18 protein-coding genes are annotated in these 19,227 nt (G+C 31.1%); 12 read left to right on the plus strand and 6 right to left on the minus strand.

The genetic code is table 11. The features are described from left to right. The first annotated feature begins 16 nt into the window (after positions 1-16). The 3 genes from N4T77_RS00555 to N4T77_RS00565 all read left to right on the plus strand — a co-directional run bounded on the left by N4T77_RS00555 (position 17) and on the right by N4T77_RS00565 (position 5,362). Complete coding sequence (locus N4T77_RS00555; protein WP_261669759.1) at positions 17-3,007, plus strand: helicase C-terminal domain-containing protein; 2,991 nt, start codon at positions 17-19, stop codon at positions 3,005-3,007. Between the two features lie 425 nt (positions 3,008-3,432). Then, a complete protein-coding gene (locus tag N4T77_RS00560; protein WP_261669760.1) occupies positions 3,433-4,422 on the plus strand; it encodes an ornithine cyclodeaminase family protein in 990 nt (329 codons plus the stop codon). A gap of 139 nt (positions 4,423-4,561) precedes the next feature. Continuing rightward, entirely contained in the window at positions 4,562-5,362 is an 801-nt protein-coding gene (locus N4T77_RS00565; protein WP_261669761.1) for a TrmB family transcriptional regulator, read from the plus strand. A 118-nt stretch (positions 5,363-5,480) separates the two neighbouring features. On the opposite strand, the gene N4T77_RS00570 is transcribed toward N4T77_RS00565, so the two are convergent. The 3 genes from N4T77_RS00570 to N4T77_RS00580 are packed head-to-tail and all read right to left on the minus strand — an operon-like array spanning position 5,481 to position 6,838. Continuing rightward, complete coding sequence (locus N4T77_RS00570) at positions 5,481-5,651, minus strand: hypothetical protein (protein WP_261669762.1); 171 nt, start codon at positions 5,649-5,651, stop codon at positions 5,481-5,483. 26 nt (positions 5,652-5,677) lie between these two features. After that, complete coding sequence (locus N4T77_RS00575; protein WP_261669764.1) at positions 5,678-6,472, minus strand: hypothetical protein; 795 nt, start codon at positions 6,470-6,472, stop codon at positions 5,678-5,680. A gap of 36 nt (positions 6,473-6,508) precedes the next feature. After that, positions 6,509-6,838 carry a tRNA-binding protein gene (locus N4T77_RS00580; protein ID WP_261669765.1) on the minus strand — a complete coding sequence of 110 codons (330 nt, stop codon included), beginning with the start codon at positions 6,836-6,838 and terminating at the stop codon, positions 6,509-6,511. Between the two features lie 258 nt (positions 6,839-7,096). Between N4T77_RS00580 and greA the strand changes: the two genes are divergently transcribed. The 3 genes from greA (at position 7,097) to N4T77_RS00595 (ending at position 9,998) form a co-directional block, all read left to right on the plus strand. Further along, positions 7,097-7,561, plus strand: a complete 465-nt coding sequence (gene greA / locus N4T77_RS00585) for a transcription elongation factor GreA (RefSeq protein WP_261669767.1) — start codon at positions 7,097-7,099, stop codon at positions 7,559-7,561. A 115-nt stretch (positions 7,562-7,676) separates the two neighbouring features. Further along, the gene (locus tag N4T77_RS00590) at positions 7,677-8,330 is read left to right on the plus strand and encodes an MBL fold metallo-hydrolase (protein ID WP_261669768.1); all 654 of its coding nucleotides are present in this window, start codon (positions 7,677-7,679) and stop codon (positions 8,328-8,330) included. Between the two features lie 279 nt (positions 8,331-8,609). Then, positions 8,610-9,998, plus strand: coding sequence for a L,D-transpeptidase family protein (locus N4T77_RS00595; RefSeq protein WP_261669770.1), 1,389 nt, complete (start codon positions 8,610-8,612; stop codon positions 9,996-9,998). 125 nt (positions 9,999-10,123) lie between these two features. Here the strand turns inward: N4T77_RS00595 and N4T77_RS00600 are convergent, their stop codons facing one another. Both N4T77_RS00600 and N4T77_RS00605 read right to left on the minus strand, forming a co-directional pair. Next, a complete protein-coding gene (locus N4T77_RS00600; RefSeq protein WP_261669771.1) occupies positions 10,124-11,632 on the minus strand; it encodes a recombinase family protein in 1,509 nt (502 codons plus the stop codon). A 16-nt stretch (positions 11,633-11,648) separates the two neighbouring features. Continuing rightward, entirely contained in the window at positions 11,649-12,410 is a 762-nt protein-coding gene (locus N4T77_RS00605) for a LexA family transcriptional regulator (protein ID WP_261669772.1), read from the minus strand. A gap of 195 nt (positions 12,411-12,605) precedes the next feature. Between N4T77_RS00605 and N4T77_RS00610 the strand changes: the two genes are divergently transcribed. The 5 genes from N4T77_RS00610 (at position 12,606) to N4T77_RS00630 (ending at position 15,301) form a co-directional block, all read left to right on the plus strand. Beyond that, positions 12,606-12,800 (plus strand): hypothetical protein, encoded by a 195-nt coding sequence (locus N4T77_RS00610; RefSeq protein WP_261669773.1) that lies wholly within the window; start codon positions 12,606-12,608, stop codon positions 12,798-12,800. A gap of 14 nt (positions 12,801-12,814) precedes the next feature. Further along, on the plus strand, positions 12,815-13,102 hold the full coding sequence (locus N4T77_RS00615; RefSeq protein ID WP_261669774.1) for a hypothetical protein: 288 nt from the start codon (positions 12,815-12,817) through the stop codon (positions 13,100-13,102). Positions 13,103-13,116: 14 nt separating this feature from the next. Further along, positions 13,117-13,422, plus strand: coding sequence for a hypothetical protein (locus N4T77_RS00620; protein ID WP_261669775.1), 306 nt, complete (start codon positions 13,117-13,119; stop codon positions 13,420-13,422). Positions 13,423-13,437: 15 nt separating this feature from the next. Beyond that, entirely contained in the window at positions 13,438-13,608 is a 171-nt protein-coding gene (locus N4T77_RS00625) for a hypothetical protein (protein WP_261669776.1), read from the plus strand. A gap of 157 nt (positions 13,609-13,765) precedes the next feature. Next, entirely contained in the window at positions 13,766-15,301 is a 1,536-nt protein-coding gene (locus N4T77_RS00630) for a hypothetical protein (protein WP_261669777.1), read from the plus strand. 698 nt (positions 15,302-15,999) lie between these two features. Here the strand turns inward: N4T77_RS00630 and N4T77_RS00635 are convergent. After that, entirely contained in the window at positions 16,000-16,479 is a 480-nt protein-coding gene (locus N4T77_RS00635; RefSeq protein WP_261669778.1) for a PadR family transcriptional regulator, read from the minus strand. Between the two features lie 1,330 nt (positions 16,480-17,809). Between N4T77_RS00635 and N4T77_RS00640 the strand changes: the two genes are divergently transcribed. Beyond that, positions 17,810-19,036: an IS256 family transposase gene (locus tag N4T77_RS00640; protein ID WP_261669779.1), complete on the plus strand. Its 1,227-nt coding sequence runs from the start codon at positions 17,810-17,812 to the stop codon at positions 19,034-19,036. The last annotated feature ends 191 nt before the right edge of the window (positions 19,037-19,227 follow it).

Genomic DNA, 19,227 nt, shown 5'->3' on the forward strand with positions numbered 1-19,227 from the left:
TTACCAAGGAGAAATTATGAAACCCTACAGTATATTAAATAACGTAATATTTTTAGATATAGAAACCACTGATATGGAGAATAAAATTATAAAAATTTGTGCTGTTAAAATAAAAAATAATATTGCTACAGAATTCAGCACCTTAGTTAATCCAAATAGGTTGGTGTCACTAAGTATTTCTCAACTTTTGAGAGGAATTACTCAAAAAGAACTAGATAGTGCTCCTCAGTTAAAAGAAGGGATAAGAAAGCTAGTATTTTTTATTGAAGATTTTCCAGTAGTTTATCATACTGAAATCTTTGAAGAAAATATGCTCAAAGTGGATAATGAATTTTTAGATTTAATAGAGCTTTTTGCCATTCTTTTTCCTGAGCTCACAGAGTTTAATCTTCAGTATCTATTAAAGAAATTTATTAATAATTATAAAGAGGAAGATTGCAGAAGTCTTAGTTATGCTGAAGACATAATAATGATGGTAAATTATGCAATAAGCAGTTTTTATTATGAAAATCGCTATTCACTGCCTATGACCATTACAGAGCTGGAAAGGTGGAATTGGTATAAGCATCTTACAAAGGCAAATATGAAAGATGTAAAGTCCTTCATAGAAAGTAAACCTATTGAACCAGAAAATAGGTTTACTGAACCCTATCCCGTTTTTGCCCTTAAAGACTATGAAAAACTTTTTGAGCATGAGGAAATTTGGAGAAGAAAGGGAAGAAGCTACAGCTTGAGACCACAGCAAAGGGATGCTTCAAAATTTATAAGAGAAGGATTAGAAAAGGGCAAAATAACAATAATGGAAGCACCAACAGGACTAGGAAAGAGTATGGCTTATTTACTTCCCGCTTCCATATATACATATCTTAAAGAAGAGAAAGTTATTATATCTACTAATACAAAGGGATTACAAAATCAGCTGGTGGAGAAGGATATTCCTAATCTTTTAGAGTCATTAAATCTGAAAAGAGATGTAAGCTGTACTCTAATAAAAGGAAAGAGCAATTATCTCTGCTTTGAAAGGTTTGGAGATATAGAATATCCCAATGATATGCAAACTCTTATTGGTTATGTCTATTTAAAAAGGCTCATGGTAGAAAGAGGTATTGGAGATGCAGAAGAAATAAACCCTCTTATAAGAGAAAGGTTTAATTTAGATTTCTTGATAAATCAATGCAATTGCGATTCAGAACTTTGCGAAGTGGGCGTTTGTAAATATAAAGACCTATGCTATTATGCATCAAAGGTTGAGGCACTAAAGGAGGCACAGCTTATTGTTGTAAATCATTCCTTATTATTAAAGTGGCCCTATAAAAGCTTTGCTCCTCTTGAAAATATTGTGGTGGACGAAGCTCATAATCTAACTCAGGAAGTCTACGATGCCTTTGAAAGCACTCTTCTTTCCAATGACTTTGAGAGAAGTCTAAAAGAGATATATAACAGTGCAGAAAAAAGCGGGTACCTATATTATTTATCAAGAAGAACTAAAAAGGATACATTACCTTTAAGTGAAGTAGAGTCGTGGATAGAACAGTGCATAAATCAAACTGTTAACATTAAAGCTGCCTTTGAAAACTATATAACCAATAGTGGTATAAGTAAGGATTACAATATCAAGGAACATTTAAATAAAAGCAATCCTAACATATCAGGTATAGTAAAATACTTAGAGTATCTTAAAGAGAACTTAGGCAGTTTAAACATAAATTTAGAAAAGGCAGTTTCTGTTTTAAAGGATATATCTAATCTTGAAAAGGATAAACGTCTTAAGATATTGATAGAAAAGGTAGAAGTTATAAATAGCTATAGTAAACTTTTAGAGGATGTAATAGTTCAAAGTGAAGAAGGTTATTGTTTTTACTTTGAAGTAGATAAACATTTTAAGTGGTGGAAGATATCCAGTATCCCGTTAGATGTATCCGGTGCTTTTTATGAAAAAGTTCTAAGCGGCGCTAAGAGCTGTGTTTTTATATCCGCAACTTTAAGTACAGATAAGGGCTACAATAGTTTAAAAAACACATTAGGAATAAATATTGTAAAGTCTCAAAATAAAGAGATAGTAGAAGTTGCCCCTATAGAACCTGTCTTTGATTATAAAGGCAAGAGTGCAATCTATGCTATAGAGAATATTGATCCTAATAATACAGATACTTTTTCAGAGGAAATGAAAAAGTTTGTTATAGAGCTTTTAGCAAATGTTGACGGTAATATTATTATTCTTTTTACAAGCAGAAAAAGGCTTGAGAGCTTTAAAAGAGAGGCCTCAGATAACTTAAAGGCTTTAGGAGTAAGTGTTGTAGAGGGAAAAAAAGATATAGAAAAGCTGAGATCCAGAGAGGAAAGATATATTCTCCTAGGATCAAAAGGATATTTTGAAGGAATAGATATTCCTGGGGACAGTATGTCAACAGTGATTTTAGATAAAGTGCCTAATATCAATAGTAAGGAGCCCTTTTATAAGTCTTTAATAGAAAATCAAATTGGAAGAGGTAAAAACTATTGGCAGGCTTATGCAAAGGTGAATTTTCCTATTGTATCTATAGACCTAAAACAGATTTACGGAAGAATCATAAGAACTGAATATGATTATGGTGTTCTGTTTATTATGAGTAAATTTGACAACAATAACTCTACAGTGAAAAAACTTGAAGATCAGCTTCATGGAGTTCCTATTATAAGAAAAGATGGGGATGAAATCTTTAAAGATTTAAAAATGAGACTGATAAGGTGGAAACAAATAAACCTTTATAAGATAATGAAGGAAGTTAAGAATTTTTTAAAGAAAGCTATTTCAGAGAAAAAGATGCTTCATAACAACATGACACTTAAGGAAATTGAGGAGTTTATAAATGAGTTTATGTCCTTAGAGTATAGCAAAAGAAATTTGAAATATGATGTAAATATTTATTTGGTCAATGGAGTAAATATTTGTATTAATGGTGAGGCGTTAAAATTGAATACAGCAAATAAGATTAAAATAACTGAGTATTTTAAAGATATTATTTAAGGTTGGATTTTAGAGAGAGGGAGAACGATAACCTTCTCTTTTTATTTTCAAGTATCTACTTAGGGCAATACTATAGGAAAGGTAAACTTATATAAGGCTGTGAACTTTAAGGGATTTATTTACTAGTTATACAGTATAATTAATATTAAAACCGGTTATAGAAAACTATGATTAATAAAAAATACAAAGTACAATTGCTAAGTTATGGATATATACATTGACAAAGAAAATTTCAAATATATAATAGTTACTATAGGGGTATACGCATGTGAATTATAAAATACCAAAGAAAATCATAGTATACTAAAGACTATAACTGTGACTGTTGTAGTCGTTTTCAAGGTAGCTGTACTAAAAATATATAATTTAGCTTCTTAGGTTAAATTAATAAAGACTGAAAATTTATATAAAAAGGAGAAATAATTATGTTATTGTTATCAAAAGAGGATATTAAAAAAGTATTTTCAATGAAAGATGCAATTAAAGCTGACAAAGATGCTTTTCGCATTTTTACAGAGGGGAAAAGTGTTGTGCCACTTCGTACTCAAATTCCTGCACCAAAGCATGATGGTACATTCTTATTCATGCCAGCATATGTATCAGAGTTAGATTGTGCATCATTAAAGGTTGTTAATATTTTTCCTAAAAATATTGATAAAGGACTTTCATCAGCACCAGCACAGGTATTGTTAGTAGATGGTACAAATGGATTTGTAACTGCAATTTTAGATGGAACATATGTTACTCAACTTAGAACAGGAGCTGCATCAGGGGCTGCCTTTGATATATTAGCAAGAAAAGATGCAAGAAAAGGCGCGTTAATTGGAACAGGTGGACAGGCGGCTGCACAGTTAGAGGCTATGATTGTTGCCCGTGATCTTGAAGAAGTGAGAGTATATAGTTCGAACCTTGAAAGAGCAAAGGCTTTTGCAGCAAAGATGCAAGAGGAGTTAAAGGATTATGGAGTAAAAATTATAGCAGCAGAAAGTTCTGACGAAGCAATTGAAGATGCTGACTTGATTGTTACAGTTACTTCTTCCTCCAAGCCTGTATTTGATGGAAGTAAAGTGAAAAAAGGTGCAACAGTTAGTTGTGTTGGCGCTTATCAGCATCACATGCAGGAAATGGACCCTGTTATTTTAACAAGAGCAAGCAAGATTTACTTTGATTCTGAAGAAGCTGTTTTATCAGAGGCAGGGGATATCTTGATTCCCCTTGAAGATGGAACTATTACAAAAGATGATTTCACAGGTGATTTAGGAGAAGTTATACTTGGAACTGTAGTGGGAAGAGAAAATGATGATGAAATTATTGTATTTAAAACTGTAGGAATCGGAATACAAGATCTGATAACTGCAAAGTATATTTATGAAAAAGCAGTAGAACAAGGTATTGGAACTAAATGGAGTGAATAAGATAAAAAATTAGTCTTGAGTCAGTTTCTTCTTGTAATATTGAAAGAGTATTTCTATGTCTGAAGTGTTATGGTAGCATATTGTGTTAATATATTGAGAGTAGCGTAAATATATAAGAAGGTCAGGGAAGGATATAAGTATGGTAGATAATGAAATTATTTTATTAAATAAAATTGGCTTAACTGATGCAGAGGCAAAGGTATATCTAGCATTACTTCGACATGGAAGTACCTCCGGTTATGAAGCAAGCAAGTTATCATCAGTAGCGAGGTCTAAAATCTATAATATACTAGAATCATTAGTTTCAAAGGGATTTATTCTTTATACAGAGCAGGAAAACAATAATAGATATGCAGCAGTTCCAATAGATGAAATCTCGCAAAGAGTAAAACATGAAACGGAAGAGGTATTGGAGGATCTTACAGAACGATTAAAAGAATATCCTGCAAAAACTGATTTAGATTACATATGGCATATCCGTCAAAATTCTAATGTGTTTGCAAAATGTAGAGAGATTATTAAAAAGACGAAGAGTGAACTATTGATGCAGATATGGGAAGAAGATTTACCAAATTTGCTAAAGGATATACAAGAGTTAGAAGAACAAGATGTTAGAATGGGGATTGTTTACTTCAGTAACAATGAAAATTCCGAGGTTCCGTTAAAGAAATACTGCAGACATGGATTAGTAGATGAAAAGCGCAAAGAAATGGGGGGCAGGTGGATTACACTTGTTTCAGACATGAAAGAGGTTGTCTTTGGGCAAATTCTAAGTGACAGCATGGCGGAAGTTATTTGGACAGAAAGTAAACCTATGATAGCACTTGCTGCTGAATGTGTAAGACATGATATGTATTTTTACAAAAGCGCTGGTATTTTCCAGGAAGTAATGCAGAGAGAACTAGGTAAGGACTATGGAAAAATCCGGGATATTTTTTAGCTAGGGTAGATAAAAGCAAGGATAATAAGATTAAGCAATCCATTGAAAGTATTGATTTTTAATACCTTCAATGGATTGTTAGTATCAAAGTTAAAGAGAATCCATAAACCTAGTATAATTATTGTAGAGTATCAACAGCTGCTTTTAATCTTAGCAATGCTTGTTCAACTATTGTTCTAGGACAGGCAATATTCATTCTTACATGATCTTTACTTTCTTCCCCATACCATAATCCTAAACCTAATTTAGCTTCATTAGTCATAAAGTTTTTTAATTGGTCAGCGGTCATTCCAAGGTCTTTACAATCTATCCAAATTAAATAAGTAGCTTCTGGAATATTAGGTTTAATTTTAGGTATATTTTCTTTACAATTTTAATAATTCTTTCAGCACTGCTATTAATTGCAAAGACAACACCATCAGGATTAATACCAATTATGCCTTCATCAATTGTTCTTAATAAAATATCAAATTGGCTTTCAAGTTTGTTTGTCTTGCCAGCTAGCTTTTCCAGGCTGTAGGTGTTTGTTGCAATTCTTTCAGAGTAGCGGATAAACTTTTCATCTTTAAGCAAAAATTCAAGGTTAAGTTTTAATACTATTTCTATTATAGTACTAACATCAAAAATTCTATCACCAATATCTATTAGTTTATTAATATTTTCAGGAGCAAACCTTGATTCACCTGGTGTAACTGCTAACTTAAGATTTGGAATTTTACTCATTCCAGGGTACACAGGGACAAATTCCACATGATTTACACCTAATTGCCCAATCAAAGAAATAGTATCAATACACATATCTACACTAGAGTTGATAAGCATACATTTTGTTCCCCTAGGAATTGACTTAATTTTACTAAGGGCTGATTTAGATAAGGTCAGATTAGGAATTACTACTTCACTTTCAACTGAAAGGTTATTTTTTATTGCCTTATAAATTGAATAAGTTGAAACAATAATAATATCTCCAGTTATCCCTTGGTTAGTTGTATGCTTTTCAACTGAGAATAACTTAGTTTCAATTAAATCCCCAAATAATTCTTTTAACTGTCCTGAATAAAACTCTGCAGCCAATTCCATAAATGTTACAATCGCAACTGTCTTGGCCATAAATCTACCTGCCAGGGTATTTATAAAAATTACTCATTATCCTAATTTGTCACCTTTTTTAACAGGTTGTTGAGGTTGTATCAACACCACTCCTTGTGCAGCGTAAACTCCTAAGACTAGCACCTCTGACATGAAATCAGCAATTTGTCTTGGCAGAAAGTTTACCACTCCTAAAACTTGCTTACCTACAAGTTCTTCTTTACTGTAACAGTCAGTAATCTGAGCACTGGATTTTTTTATGCCAATTTCATTACCAAAATCAACCCATAATTTATAAGCAGGTTTTTTCGCTTTTTCAAAAAACTCCACTTTAGTAATTTCTCCAACTCTGATATCTAATTTCATAAAATCTTCAAAAGTAGCCATAATAAATTCCTCCTAAAAATGTTATTAAAATGTAATAGATCATAATCACCTATTTGTCTAATTATATATCAAGTAAATGAAAAGTTACAAATATTTAGCATAAACTGTCTCTCTAACTCTAAAGCCTTTTACTTTTATATGGAAATGAGATGTATATTACATAATTCTTGCCTAATTAATGACTTACTATTAAAATAATAATAATATAGGCTATTGTATAATAGTAACGTAATATATCTTAAGGAGGGATACCTTATTATGAATAATATACTGACACAAGAAAATATGAATAAATTAAAAGAAGAATTAGAATATAGAATGACAGTAAAAAGAGCGGAAATAGCAAAGGAGAAATTAGTGGCTGCTGCACATGGGGATAGGTCGGAAAATGCAGAGTATAAAGAAGCTTGTGCAAACTACAGAGAAAATGATAACAGAATCCAATATTTATTGACTATGATTTCAACTGCAACTGTAATAGACGATAAAAGTTTAGATAAATCAGTACTTGGGGTTAACAGTAAGTTTATTGCTAAATTTATAGAGGATGAATACGAAGAAACTATGTCATTAGTAACCACTATCGATGCAGATCCAGAAAATATGCTTATAAGTGTAGAATCAGATTTAGGTAAAGCATTGATGGGGAAAAAGGCTGGGGATATAGTTGAAGTTAATGCTCCAAGTGAAAATTATACAGTAGAAATATTAAAGATACTATAAGGGCTTGCAAAACTCTAAGTGAGTCCTCCATTTACAAAATTGAGGTTGACATATATAAAATAGTTTTAGACAAAATAATATATAATCATTAAAAGGGTGAAAGGAAGTTATTATTATGAATGTTGTTGTTAAAGAGTCAAATATTTACGAAGATTTACACCAGTTTAGTTCCTATGTTCCACCTATAGACCTTACATTTCACCAGTATCTGTTATTAGCCGATGAGCCTATATTAGTTCATACAGGTAGCATGGAGCAGACAGAGGTTCTTATACCGCAGTTAAAAGAGATTCTTAATGGAAGAACATTAAAATATATTTTTGTTTCTCACTTTGAATCAGATGAATGCGGAGGTCTATCCCTAATATTAAAGCATTTTCCTGAGGTAAAACCAATCTGTTCTGAGGTTACAGCAAGACAATTAAGTGGATTTGGAATAGCAAAGGATGTACTAGTTAAAAAGCCAGGAGAGAAGCTAATTTCCAGTGACTATGAGCTTGAGTTCATTAACTATCCATCTGAAATGCACCTGTGGGAAGGGTTATTATTAATAGAAAACAAAAGGGGAATATTCTTTAGCAGTGATTTAGTATTTGGCTTTGGAGAATCCCATAATACAGTAATAGAAGGTAATTGGAAAGTAGAAATAGACAGTATTACTCCGCAGCAGGTGTCAGACTCTGAAGCAAGAGCAAAACTGCAGCAAACTTTGATGCAGTTAAATCCTAAATTTGTGGCTACCGGTCACGGTCCGTGTCTTAAATTTTAACAATATAGGTAGTTGTAACTAATAATTCAGTTGCGAAAAAGCTGTACTATAGCATAATGCTAAATTACAGTTTTTTTATTATAATCAGTCTTTTAGGCATTTTTTTGTAGTAAATCCAAGAAATTAATCCACTTTAATTATAATTTAAAATTTAATGTAGTTTCCCTAATAATAATTTTAATATTTATATATTTATTTTAAATAAAATGTTAAAATATAAAAGGTATTTTAAAGATAAAATTTTGCATATTAACAATAATTAAAGGGATGATATTTATTATGAGGAAAAAAAGAAACAAACATATGAGTGATAAGAAAAAGATTATAGTAGGATTAAGTGCTTTAGCTTTTATGTATCTAGCAGCAACAATATTTTTTGCTAATCATTTTTTCTTTCGTTCACAAATTAATGGCATTGATGTTTCGCTTAAAACTACAAAACAAGCGGAGGAAAAAATAATATCAGTTATTTCTAAATATTCGTTGGAAATAGAGGGACAAGATGGAATTAAAGGGAAAATCAATGGGAAAGAGATTGGATTAGCAATTAATGAGGGGAATAAAATTAAAGAATTTAAAAGTAAGCAAGATTCATTTAAATGGATCTCTTCCATTTTTAATAAAAATCATGAGCAGATAGAGGGTTTAATAACCTTTGACAAAGAGTTATTGAAAGAAAAATTAAATAAGGAAAATTTCTTTAGCAGTAAAGAGGTAAATGAACCTAAAGATGTTTCCTTTGAGTATTCAGATAATGGTTATAAGATGATACCTGAGGTTAACGGAAACAAAATAAAAAAAGAAGCTGTTTATGAAAGTGTACAAAATGCAATTTTAAATCAAAATAATCTATTAAATCTAGAGCAGGCTAATTGTTATGAAAAGCCAAAATACACTTCAAAATCTAAAGAAGCTAAAGAAGCTATGGAACTTCTAAACAAATATACAAATTTAAAGGTTACCTATAATTTTGGCAGCAATGAAGAAATTTTAGATGGGTCAACTATAAACAAGTGGCTTTATGTAGATGAAAATATGAAGGTTGGATTTAATGAAAAAAAGGTTAGAACCTATGTAGATTCATTGGCTGTTAAATATAATACCTTTGGAGAAACAAGAAAGTTTGCTGCATCAACAGGAAAAATTGTACAAGTAGATGGTGGTAACTACGGATGGGTTATTAGCAAGGCAGAAGAAGTAAGGAGTTTAATTGAAGTGATAAAAAAGGGCAAAGATGCAAAGAAAGAACCAATATATTCACAAAAGGCAGTATCCCATGATAAAAACGATATTGGAAGTACCTATGTAGAAATCAATTTAACAAGACAGCATATGTGGTTTTATAAGAATGGAGCTCTTGTTACAGAAGGCGATATTGTTACTGGAAATACAAGCGCAAATTTCGGAACACCTGCAGGAACATATGTATTAAATTATAAAGAAAGAAATGCTACATTGAAGGGAGAAGGCTATAGTTCACCAGTTGATTTCTGGATGCCCTTTAACGGAAATATAGGTATTCACGATGCAACATGGAGAACAGAGTTTGGAAAAGATATTTATGTGAAAAACGGTTCTCATGGATGCATTAATTCACCATATTATTTAGCAAATGCCATATATAATAACATCACACCAGGAACGCCTATCGTTTGTTATACTGAGTAATTAATAATAGGGTATGGAAGACTATCTTCTATACCTTATTTGCATTAAGCAGTTTTCACTGGTGTATGTATGGAAACCAGGCTGAAAGAAGTAATTACAGTATACTATGTTCTTTGGTGAGGAGTTCAATGAGGTTCGCCTCCACCATTGATATGTACAAAAAAGAGGATAAGGTTAATGTCAACCTTATCTTCATGTACTAAAACTGATTCTACATAAGTGTTAATGATTGTTTTTAGATCATTAGCACTTTTTTCATTTATAGCAGTTATATCTTTAATTAAATACTGCTCGATAAGTTTTTCATTAAGTTCGCTACTATTCATTGTAGCTTTTATTTCATTTATATAGCTGGATATTCTAGTTTTTTCAGCTTCGAGGTTGTCCATCTTTTCTTTAAAGGAGTTGTGAAACATTCCTTGAGAGATAGCATTGACAATATTGCCAATTTCAAAATCTATTTCTTTTAGGCGTTTATCTAGACTTTTTAATTCATCATTATTAGAATTTAACATCTTGTTATAGTGTTCTATAAGTTTTTTCGTAAGTCTTTTTATTGAGGAAGGATTTAAGATTTTGCTTTTTATTTCATTAAGTACAAGTTCTTCAACAAAGTTCTTCTGTATATTTTTCATACCACATTGTTTTGTTCTATATCTAGAGCTGCAATTATAAGTAGAGTACTTTGCTTTATTCCTTCCAGAATAACTAGTATGACCTACCATAGAAGCTCCACAGCAGCCACAAACCATTTTCCCAGACAATAGATAAACTTCTTTAGCCTTATTTGTAGCATTTCTTTTATTATTAAGCATTCTTTTTTGAACTTTATCAAAAATATCCTTTGAAATAATAGCAGGTAATCCATTTTCTATTTTTATAATCTCCTCAGGACTTTTGGTTCTATGTGAATTACGCTTACCATTGAAGGACTTAGGTGCCTTATTAAATATAAAAGTACCTATGTATTTTTCATTTCTTAGTATTTCTGATATGCTGTTTTTACCAAAGCTTCTTCCTATTTTGGTCTTATAGCCTAATAGGTTAAGTCTGTCTACGATAGTATTGTAGCCATGTCCTTCAGAATACATCTCAAAAATTAACTTTACTGATTTTGCTTCTTGTTCATTTATAATATATTTCTTTGTTTCAGGATCTACATCGTAACCTAATGGGGGAAGACCTCCTGTGTGTTTACACTGCAGTGCAGTTTCTTTCATACCTTTCATAACTTCTCTAGCTAAGTTCTTAGAATAATATTCAGCCATGCCTTGAAGAACTGATTCAAGTATTATGCTTTCAGGACTGTCATCCAAATGTTCTAGCACAGATATAAGCCTTACATTATTCTTTTTGAGAATTCTTTTATAATGAGCACTATCATATCTATCTCTTGAAAAACGATCAAGCTTATGTACTATTACAGCATCGAATAGTCCATACTCACTATCTTTTATCATTTCAAGAAATTTAGGCCTATTATCTGTTGTTGCTGATCTTGCTTCATCAGTGTATACCTTAGTAATTATTATTCCACTTTTATCTGCATATTCTTTTATAGCACGGATTTGTGCATCAATTGACTCTTCACGCTGATTATCTGAACTATATCTCGCATATATTGCTCCATTCAAAAAACATCATCCCTTCCTAAATCTTTGTTCTTATCTTTATATGCTCAACAGTACCTAAAATAGTTATTTTAGAATTTTTAAGATCATTATTTGTTAATGCGAAGCTATCAAAATCGTTGCTTTCAGCTTGGAATAAGTGTACATTACTCAATTTCTTATATCTTCTTAAAAAAGCTTCACCATCTTTTAATAAAAGCACAATGTCATTATGCTTATAAGTTATATTGGGAATTATAAACACAGCATCACCATCATGGATTCGTGCATTAGACATACTATCATCTTCTGCTATATAGTAGAAGCATTTCGAAGCATCGTAAGCTAAAGTACTAGGTACATATTCATAGCTAATTACATTCTCATCATCATTAGAAATTATGTTTTTATCATCAATAAAAGACAAAACAGGAACTCTAATTGGGATACTGCTACTTGTGTTGTTTTCAAGATACAATTTGTTTATTTTGCTTCTAGTATCTGAAACAGGATTATTTAGAGAACCATCTTCAATAGCAGCCTCAAAAGTTAGATTAAAGTGATCAATATCACTTATCTCGTAACCAGCAGCAAGTAAAAGGTCAGCCTCCTTTATATTATTATAAGCAACACTAGAAAACTTTTTTATTATTTCAGGAGAGGGGGCTTTTTCTAATTTACAATTTAAAAATTTAGATATGTAAGGTCTTGCAACCCCGCATTCCTTTGAGAAGTCAGTAATACTTCTGTTTGCACCAATAGAAGCTTTTAATAATTCACTAAATTTTTCTTTATTAAACATAATATTCACCTCAAAAAATATTATATACTAAAATAATCCAGGATACAAATAAAATATTTTTTGTATCCTGGTTTACAAGTGAAAAAATATATGCTAATATGTAAAACAAGAACGAAATATAAATATAAATGTAACTTGGATTACAAAAACTAGAGTGTCAAATCCGACAGCTAAGTTGTAAGAGGAGGTGATATTTTGGAAGTTTCAATAGTTACTATCAGCTATGATAGAAAGTCAAAAGAAAGAGTAAAGGAGGAGTTATTGACCCAAAAGAGTGTAGATGCTGAATTTGAAAATCAGTTCGTTAAGACTCTAGCAGAAGAGCTTAGAGAGAAGTTTATTTTTAGAACAGATATTAATAAAAAGCATTCACTAGATTATGCTGCTTAGAAAGGAGAATAGAAATGTTAATAAGAACTACAAGAGATGAATATGAAAAAATAACTTATGACTACGATGAAAAAAATCATTCTATTATGGGAGCTAGTAATATTTGTGACTTATTTAAGCCTGAAGCATTAAATAATGATTCAGATAAGGTTTCAGATTTTGTAGACAAGCTTGTTAGCTTTATAAGGGCAGAAAGATCAGACTGGGGGAACAAAGAAGTGTATCTAAACTTTGAAGAGATAGAATACCTTATAACTAGTGCAAAGATTCTATACGATAGGTATAATGCTGGAATCTTTTAGTTGGGGTGACTTAAATGTTGTTTTGCAATAGCGTGTGTGAAATTAATAAGGATGAGCTAATAGATAAGATAGAAAATGTTGTCTTAAGTAATATTGAAAAACAAGGCTATGTAAAGGAGCTAGATATTTTTCAGTCAATAGAAGCGAAGGATGCTTATTCTGAATTTGAAACCAAAAAAGCTCTAAAAGAAATAGTAGAGAAATATAAGCTTATGAGGCTAAAGTATAACTGCAATAATCAGAAATCAAAATATAAAGCTTCCAAAACATATATTATAACAAAAATGGTTAAGGAAGATTACACTAAGGAAATTGCTTAAAAGGAGTACTGGTTTATGAAAAGAAATTATTGGGTAAAAGTTATGAAAGAAGAGTTTTTTAGAAATACATGTTTTGAAAGAGTCTTGGCAAACGTTAAAGCCATTAATGAAGCTGTTAAATTTTTAGAAGAAATAGCTGAATCATGTGAATTTGAAAAATTATTAGTAAAATGTAATGTTGCTTGATTTCGAAGCTGGACAAGAGAATACTTAAGACTCCTTTGCGGTTATGCAGATGAGTCTTAATTTTTAGAAAAAATATATGAAAGAGCACTTGCAAAGGTATGCAAGCTATTAAGAAAAACTAATAGATATACTAGTTTTAGAAAGGGAGACTAATTTTATGAATAATAATATAAATGAAATAAAAACACCAGACCAGATCACGTTAACTAATATGTATACTTTTAAAGATGAAGAGAGTGAGATAATCAGTAATTGTGATAACAAGCAAAGACAAAAAACTAATATAAAGGATGTATTAGTAAAAGATATTTTGAGAGAAGCTCATTTGTTTATAGATGATAGAAAGGAGGCTCATGCTATTATACCTGTAGGTGCTCATAAAGAGATACTTGCTGTCAAAGGTGAAGACTTTTCTAGTTGGCTAATTAAAAAGGTATGGGATACCTATGAAACAACAATATCAACTATGGCAATAAGAGATATTGTAAACTCAATAGAGGCTCATGCAAAATTTGATGGGATTCAATATAAACTGAATCTTCGTGTAGCAGGTGATGACAAAAGTATATATTATGATTTGGTAAATAGGAATTGGGAGATTGTTGAGATTGATGCATCTGGTTGGAGGATAAATAGTAATCCATTAGCATTTTTTAAAAGATATAAGACGCAAAATGAGCAGGTAAGACCGGTAGGCGGTGGAGATATAAATTCAATATTTAGATATATTAATATTAAAGAGGAGGATAAACTATTATTTTTGGTATACCTAATTAGTTGCTTTATTCCTGAAATTGCTCATCCAATAGGAGTATTTTACGGTGAAAAGGGTTCGGCAAAGACTACAGCTTCTAAAGTAATGAAGATGATAATTGATCCTTCAATTATGCCAACAATAACATTTCCTAAAAACAATGAAGAGCTTATACAGAATCTAGCTCATAATTGGTTTTGTAACTTTGATAATATATCCAATATAGGAGATGTAACAAGCGATACCTTATGTAGAGCTGTTACTGGAGAAGGATATTCCAAGAGAGGAATATATACTAATGAAGATGATGTTGTATTTACTTACAAACGCTGTGTTTCCTTAAATGGTATAGATGTTATTCCAAAGAAGGATGATTTGCTTGATAGATCAATTCTATTTGAATTAGATAGAATTCAAGATTCAAATAGAAAAAGTGAGTATAAGTTGTTGGAAGAATTAAGACTTGTAATGCCAGAGATATTAGGAGGCATTTTTGACATATTATCAAAAGCAATAAGAGTGTATTCTTATTCATCAACAATAAAATTAAATAGAATGGCTGACTTCACTTCTTGGGGGTATGCAATAGCAGAAGCCATTGGTGGCTTGGGTAATGAATTTTTATCAAGGTATGAAAGAAATATAAACAAACAGAATTCAGAAGCAATTAATTCTAATTCATTTGCTTCAGCAGTTGTAGCTCTGCTAGATAGCAATCAAAGTTGGAGTGGAAAAGCTAGTGATTTAATAGCAGTTTTAGAAACGGTAGCCGCTAAAGAAAAGATATACACTTGTTCTTCAGATTTCCCAACAACCTCAAATATGGTAAGCAAAAAACTGAAATCTATAAAAAGTAACTTAGAAAGATTAGGAATAGAATTTGAGATTAAACGTACTAATACAAATAATATAATCCATTTAAGAAGAACAGTCCATTAATCATATAGGGTCCCCCTCCTTTTAAAGTATACATGAGTGTATTTAATAGGGGTAAGAGTATAGTGGAGGCAGTGGAGGTTGTGGAGGGTCAATTTTAATATTTTACTAGTTTCTATATAGTAATCTATAGTTAATATATAAAAAAGAGTTAATTAGCCTTCCACAGCTTCCACACCTTTCACGGTATTAGATGCAGCTTAAAGCAACATGAGTATTAGAGAAAAAGCCTCCTCACCAATATATATACATGAGGAGGTTTTTACCTTTATAATTGCTTCTAAGTTACATTGCTGTTGAGAAGCAGGTATTATATATATCATGGCTAAATTTGAACCGGTAGTAAGTATTACATAGAAATGTATATAATTATTCAGCATATTTGTGTCATTTTGATACATTGGTTCATTTTGATCATCAGTACATCCTAGTGTTAAGAGAGTAGTTATAAAGACATTATCACAAAACACCAGAAGGTCATTTTGAACCAATTCTATGTTTATATATGTCTATAAACATTTGTATATAAATATTCATCTATAAATGTTTGTCTACCTTATAGACATTTGTAGATGCTTATAAAGGAACCACATTTTTGATATTACGATAAAATCATAAGAGTTTGGATTTTTGATTATAGTAAGTGGAATGGAGTTTTCAGAGATTAATGCTTAAGCCATTATAATAGCTATAAACGTATTTTAAGAAGTAGTAGTATCATTTTGATTCTCATTGAAACCATATATTTCTTCAATAAGTTTAGAGAAGAATTTATAGGATTCAATTATCATCGACTTGAACTCCTTCATTTTTATTTCTAATTCTTCTCTTCCAAGCTCAGTAAGGGCATAATACTTTTTATCGTCCTCTATCTTTATGTTCTCAATAAGGTTGTTTGCTGTAAGCTTGTTTAAAATAGGATAGAGAGTTCCATGTGAGGGCTTCCAAACAGCAGAGCCTATTGTGTCTTGCAGGAATGCTAGTATTTCTTTGCCATATAGAGGCCTGTTTTGTTTGTTTAATACATGAAGGGTGTAGAAAGATAAGAAGTTTGAACTAGACATCTTGGTAGGGAAAAGTCTTGTGTATTCAGCCTTGTAGTCATGCTTAGGATTAATCTTTTTAAGACCTTTCTGATTGATAAGATTAGAAGTTTTAATAGATTTTTCAGTTGATTTCATTATGAATCCTCCTTTAGATATAAATATTAATGGTTATTCAATACTTTAAATAAGGTTGAGCTTTATAAAGGTTTAAGCATACTTATAAAAAGTTAAAAAAGAACCACCAGTGCCCTGCTAAGGGCTAAATCTTTAATCTGAAAAAGGAAGATGAATAGTTAAAAAAGGGTTTAAGGTATAAGCCAAATTAGATTAAGCTGTTGTGAATTAAGCCGAAGGCTTTGGATAGGTCAAAATGAACCATGTAATTCAATAAAGGGGTGGGGCATGAAACTAAGAATTGGATTTTGATTTATATAGCCTGGTACCGAGAGAAAATATATGTGATTTTATAGATATATAAGTGAAGTGGGATATTATAAGGTTCATGATATTAATACAAGCGGTGAATCATTTTTAAAAGACAAAATACATTGGTATTTGTCACTAGAGCATATAGGAAATTTAGTTGAGAGGGGTGCGTCAAATTTGACGAAGGGTACAGAATACACGGGATCATCTCTATGTAAACTAATACTATTGATATGATTCTTACAGATACTAACCGTAAGAAAGCATAGATGAGAGAGATGTATATTAGTTTTTGTCATTTGATTACTATTTATTATACATTTTCATTTGGGTCAAAATGAACCACTCATATCTTTAGAGGGGTGGGGCATGAAACTAAGAAATACATTTTAATTGATATAGCCTGGTACTAGGAAAAAAATATACGTAATTTTATAACTAAATAAGCGAATTGAAGCTATATATTATTAAAATAGATATTTATAATTTTAACTATTTTGATATAATAATAAGTGGATAGAGCCGTTGGCTTCTGTCAGTGCTGTAAAATTAATCCGAGAACAAGTAGTTGGAGCTACTTGTTTTCTTTTTAGTTATATATTTTTTAAGATAAAACATATTGATAGTTGCTGTTAGAGAATATCGAGAATATATTGTGTAAGTGGTGTGTCAAATTTGACACAGGGGATAGCTGAGGACATTTCTTTAAAAAAGTATTCATATTAATATGATTAATACAGATAATAAATGTAAGAAACCAAAACTGTAATTAATTATAATAGAAATGGTTATGTCGGATTTGACATTTAATTTATACAGGAAAACATTTAGAAGCTAATTGCTTTCCTGTGTAAATTAAAAACTATATGGGATACTTTATATTACTTCAATTTTATATTTATTATCAGGTAAGTATAAAACATTAAATGGGAGCGTAAATAGATTTGTGTAAATTCAAATCTATTTACGCTTCTTTCTGTATAGATAGCTGGTATTTATGGAAAAAATAACATAAATGTTTTTGAGAGGAGAAAAGGAAATGAAACAACTACAAATACCAGATATAGATTTAAATAAGGAACTTAATAAATGCAAAAGCATGGAGGACCTAGTTGGAAAAAATGGATTGATGCAACGGTTATTTGGAAACATAATTCAGCAGTTCTTAGAAGCTGAGATGGAAGAACATCTCGGCAGAGAGAAGTATGAGAGGAATAGTAACGGCGGTAGGAATTATAGAAATGGTTATAGCCAAAAGAATATTAGAACAAGTTTTGGAGAAGTTGACGTAAATGTTCCGAGGGATCGAAAGTCGGAATTTGAGCCTAGAATTGTGAAGAAATATGAAACGGTTTGTAATGAACTTGATAAGAAGGTTATAGGCTTATATGCAAGAGGCATGTCTGTGGATGATATTAAGTCAGAAATTGATGAACTCTACGGTGTAGACATATCTCCTACAATGATTTCGAAAATAACAGATAAGGTAATGGAGACGGCTATCGCCTGGCAGAACAGGTCGTTAGACCCTGTATACCCTATAGTCTATATGGATGCTGTTCATTTTAAGGTTAGAGAAGAGCATAGAATTGTAAGTAAGGCTGCATACATTTGTATGGCTTTAGATACAAAAGGTTATAAAGATATACTTGGCATTTGGATTGGAGAACAGGAGGGAGCTAAGTTTTGGTTATCAGTTTGCAACGACCTTAAAAACAGAGGGGTAAGAGATATACTAATTGCCTGTATGGATGGTCTTAAAGGTTTACCTGACGCTATAAAAGCTGTATTTCCTAATGTAAGTATACAAAATTGCATAATACATCAAATTAGAAATTCTATAAGGTATGTAGCTTCAAAAGATATCAAGGCTTTTATGAAGGATTTAAAATCTGTATATCAAGCAACAGGTGAACAGGTAGCTCTAAACTCTCTTCAAACTCTGGAAGATACTTGGGGAGAAAAGTATTCAATAGTTATACAGTCTTGGAGGAATAACTGGGAGAATTTATCTACATACTTTGCTTTCCCACCAGAGATTAGAAGAATAATATACACTACAAATGCCTTAGAGGGATTCAATAGACAGCTAAGAAAATTTACTAAGATTAGAACATCCTTTCCTACGGATGATTCATTAATGAAGGCTCTATATTTAGCTACAGAGCAGATTATGACTAAATGGACTTCGCCTAGCCAGAATTGGTCTTTAACATTAGCTCAACTTAGTATAATGTTTGAAGATAGGCTTGAACAGTTTATCTAAAAAGCTACGCTTGTACTTTTTTGGAATAGAGTGAATAATATTAGAGATTTTGCAAATTATAATAATAAATATAAGCTATACTATCTCAGTATTTAGTCATTCCCTAAAAAATAAAAATTACTACAGAAAGCGTTGATATGCTCCCTTTAAAGTAGACAGATTAAAAAATAAAAATCTTTTACTTTAAGGAG

The sequence above is a fragment of the Clostridium sp. CX1 genome (assembly GCF_025398335.1).
Lineage (GTDB): Bacteria > Bacillota > Clostridia > Clostridiales > Clostridiaceae > Clostridium_AM > Clostridium_AM tanneri.

Excerpts from the sequence above, each read along its gene's own strand:
- N4T77_RS00555 (WP_261669759.1), top strand. The coding sequence starts at position 17 with ATGAAACCCTACAGTATATTAAATAACGTAATATTTTTAGATATAGAA.
- N4T77_RS00560 (WP_261669760.1), top strand. The coding sequence starts at position 3,433 with ATGTTATTGTTATCAAAAGAGGATATTAAAAAAGTATTTTCAATGAAA.
- N4T77_RS00565 (WP_261669761.1), top strand. The coding sequence starts at position 4,562 with ATGGTAGATAATGAAATTATTTTATTAAATAAAATTGGCTTAACTGAT.
- N4T77_RS00570 (WP_261669762.1), bottom strand. The coding sequence starts at position 5,651 with ATGACCGCTGACCAATTAAAAAACTTTATGACTAATGAAGCTAAATTA.
- N4T77_RS00575 (WP_261669764.1), bottom strand. The coding sequence starts at position 6,472 with ATGGCCAAGACAGTTGCGATTGTAACATTTATGGAATTGGCTGCAGAG.
- N4T77_RS00580 (WP_261669765.1), bottom strand. The coding sequence starts at position 6,838 with ATGGCTACTTTTGAAGATTTTATGAAATTAGATATCAGAGTTGGAGAA.
- greA (WP_261669767.1), top strand. The coding sequence starts at position 7,097 with ATGAATAATATACTGACACAAGAAAATATGAATAAATTAAAAGAAGAA.
- N4T77_RS00590 (WP_261669768.1), top strand. The coding sequence starts at position 7,677 with ATGAATGTTGTTGTTAAAGAGTCAAATATTTACGAAGATTTACACCAG.
- N4T77_RS00595 (WP_261669770.1), top strand. The coding sequence starts at position 8,610 with ATGAGGAAAAAAAGAAACAAACATATGAGTGATAAGAAAAAGATTATA.
- N4T77_RS00605 (WP_261669772.1), bottom strand. The coding sequence starts at position 12,410 with ATGTTTAATAAAGAAAAATTTAGTGAATTATTAAAAGCTTCTATTGGT.
- N4T77_RS00615 (WP_261669774.1), top strand. The coding sequence starts at position 12,815 with ATGTTAATAAGAACTACAAGAGATGAATATGAAAAAATAACTTATGAC.
- N4T77_RS00620 (WP_261669775.1), top strand. The coding sequence starts at position 13,117 with ATGTTGTTTTGCAATAGCGTGTGTGAAATTAATAAGGATGAGCTAATA.
- N4T77_RS00625 (WP_261669776.1), top strand. The coding sequence starts at position 13,438 with ATGAAAAGAAATTATTGGGTAAAAGTTATGAAAGAAGAGTTTTTTAGA.
- N4T77_RS00630 (WP_261669777.1), top strand. The coding sequence starts at position 13,766 with ATGAATAATAATATAAATGAAATAAAAACACCAGACCAGATCACGTTA.
- N4T77_RS00635 (WP_261669778.1), bottom strand. The coding sequence starts at position 16,479 with ATGAAATCAACTGAAAAATCTATTAAAACTTCTAATCTTATCAATCAG.
- N4T77_RS00640 (WP_261669779.1), top strand. The coding sequence starts at position 17,810 with ATGAAACAACTACAAATACCAGATATAGATTTAAATAAGGAACTTAAT.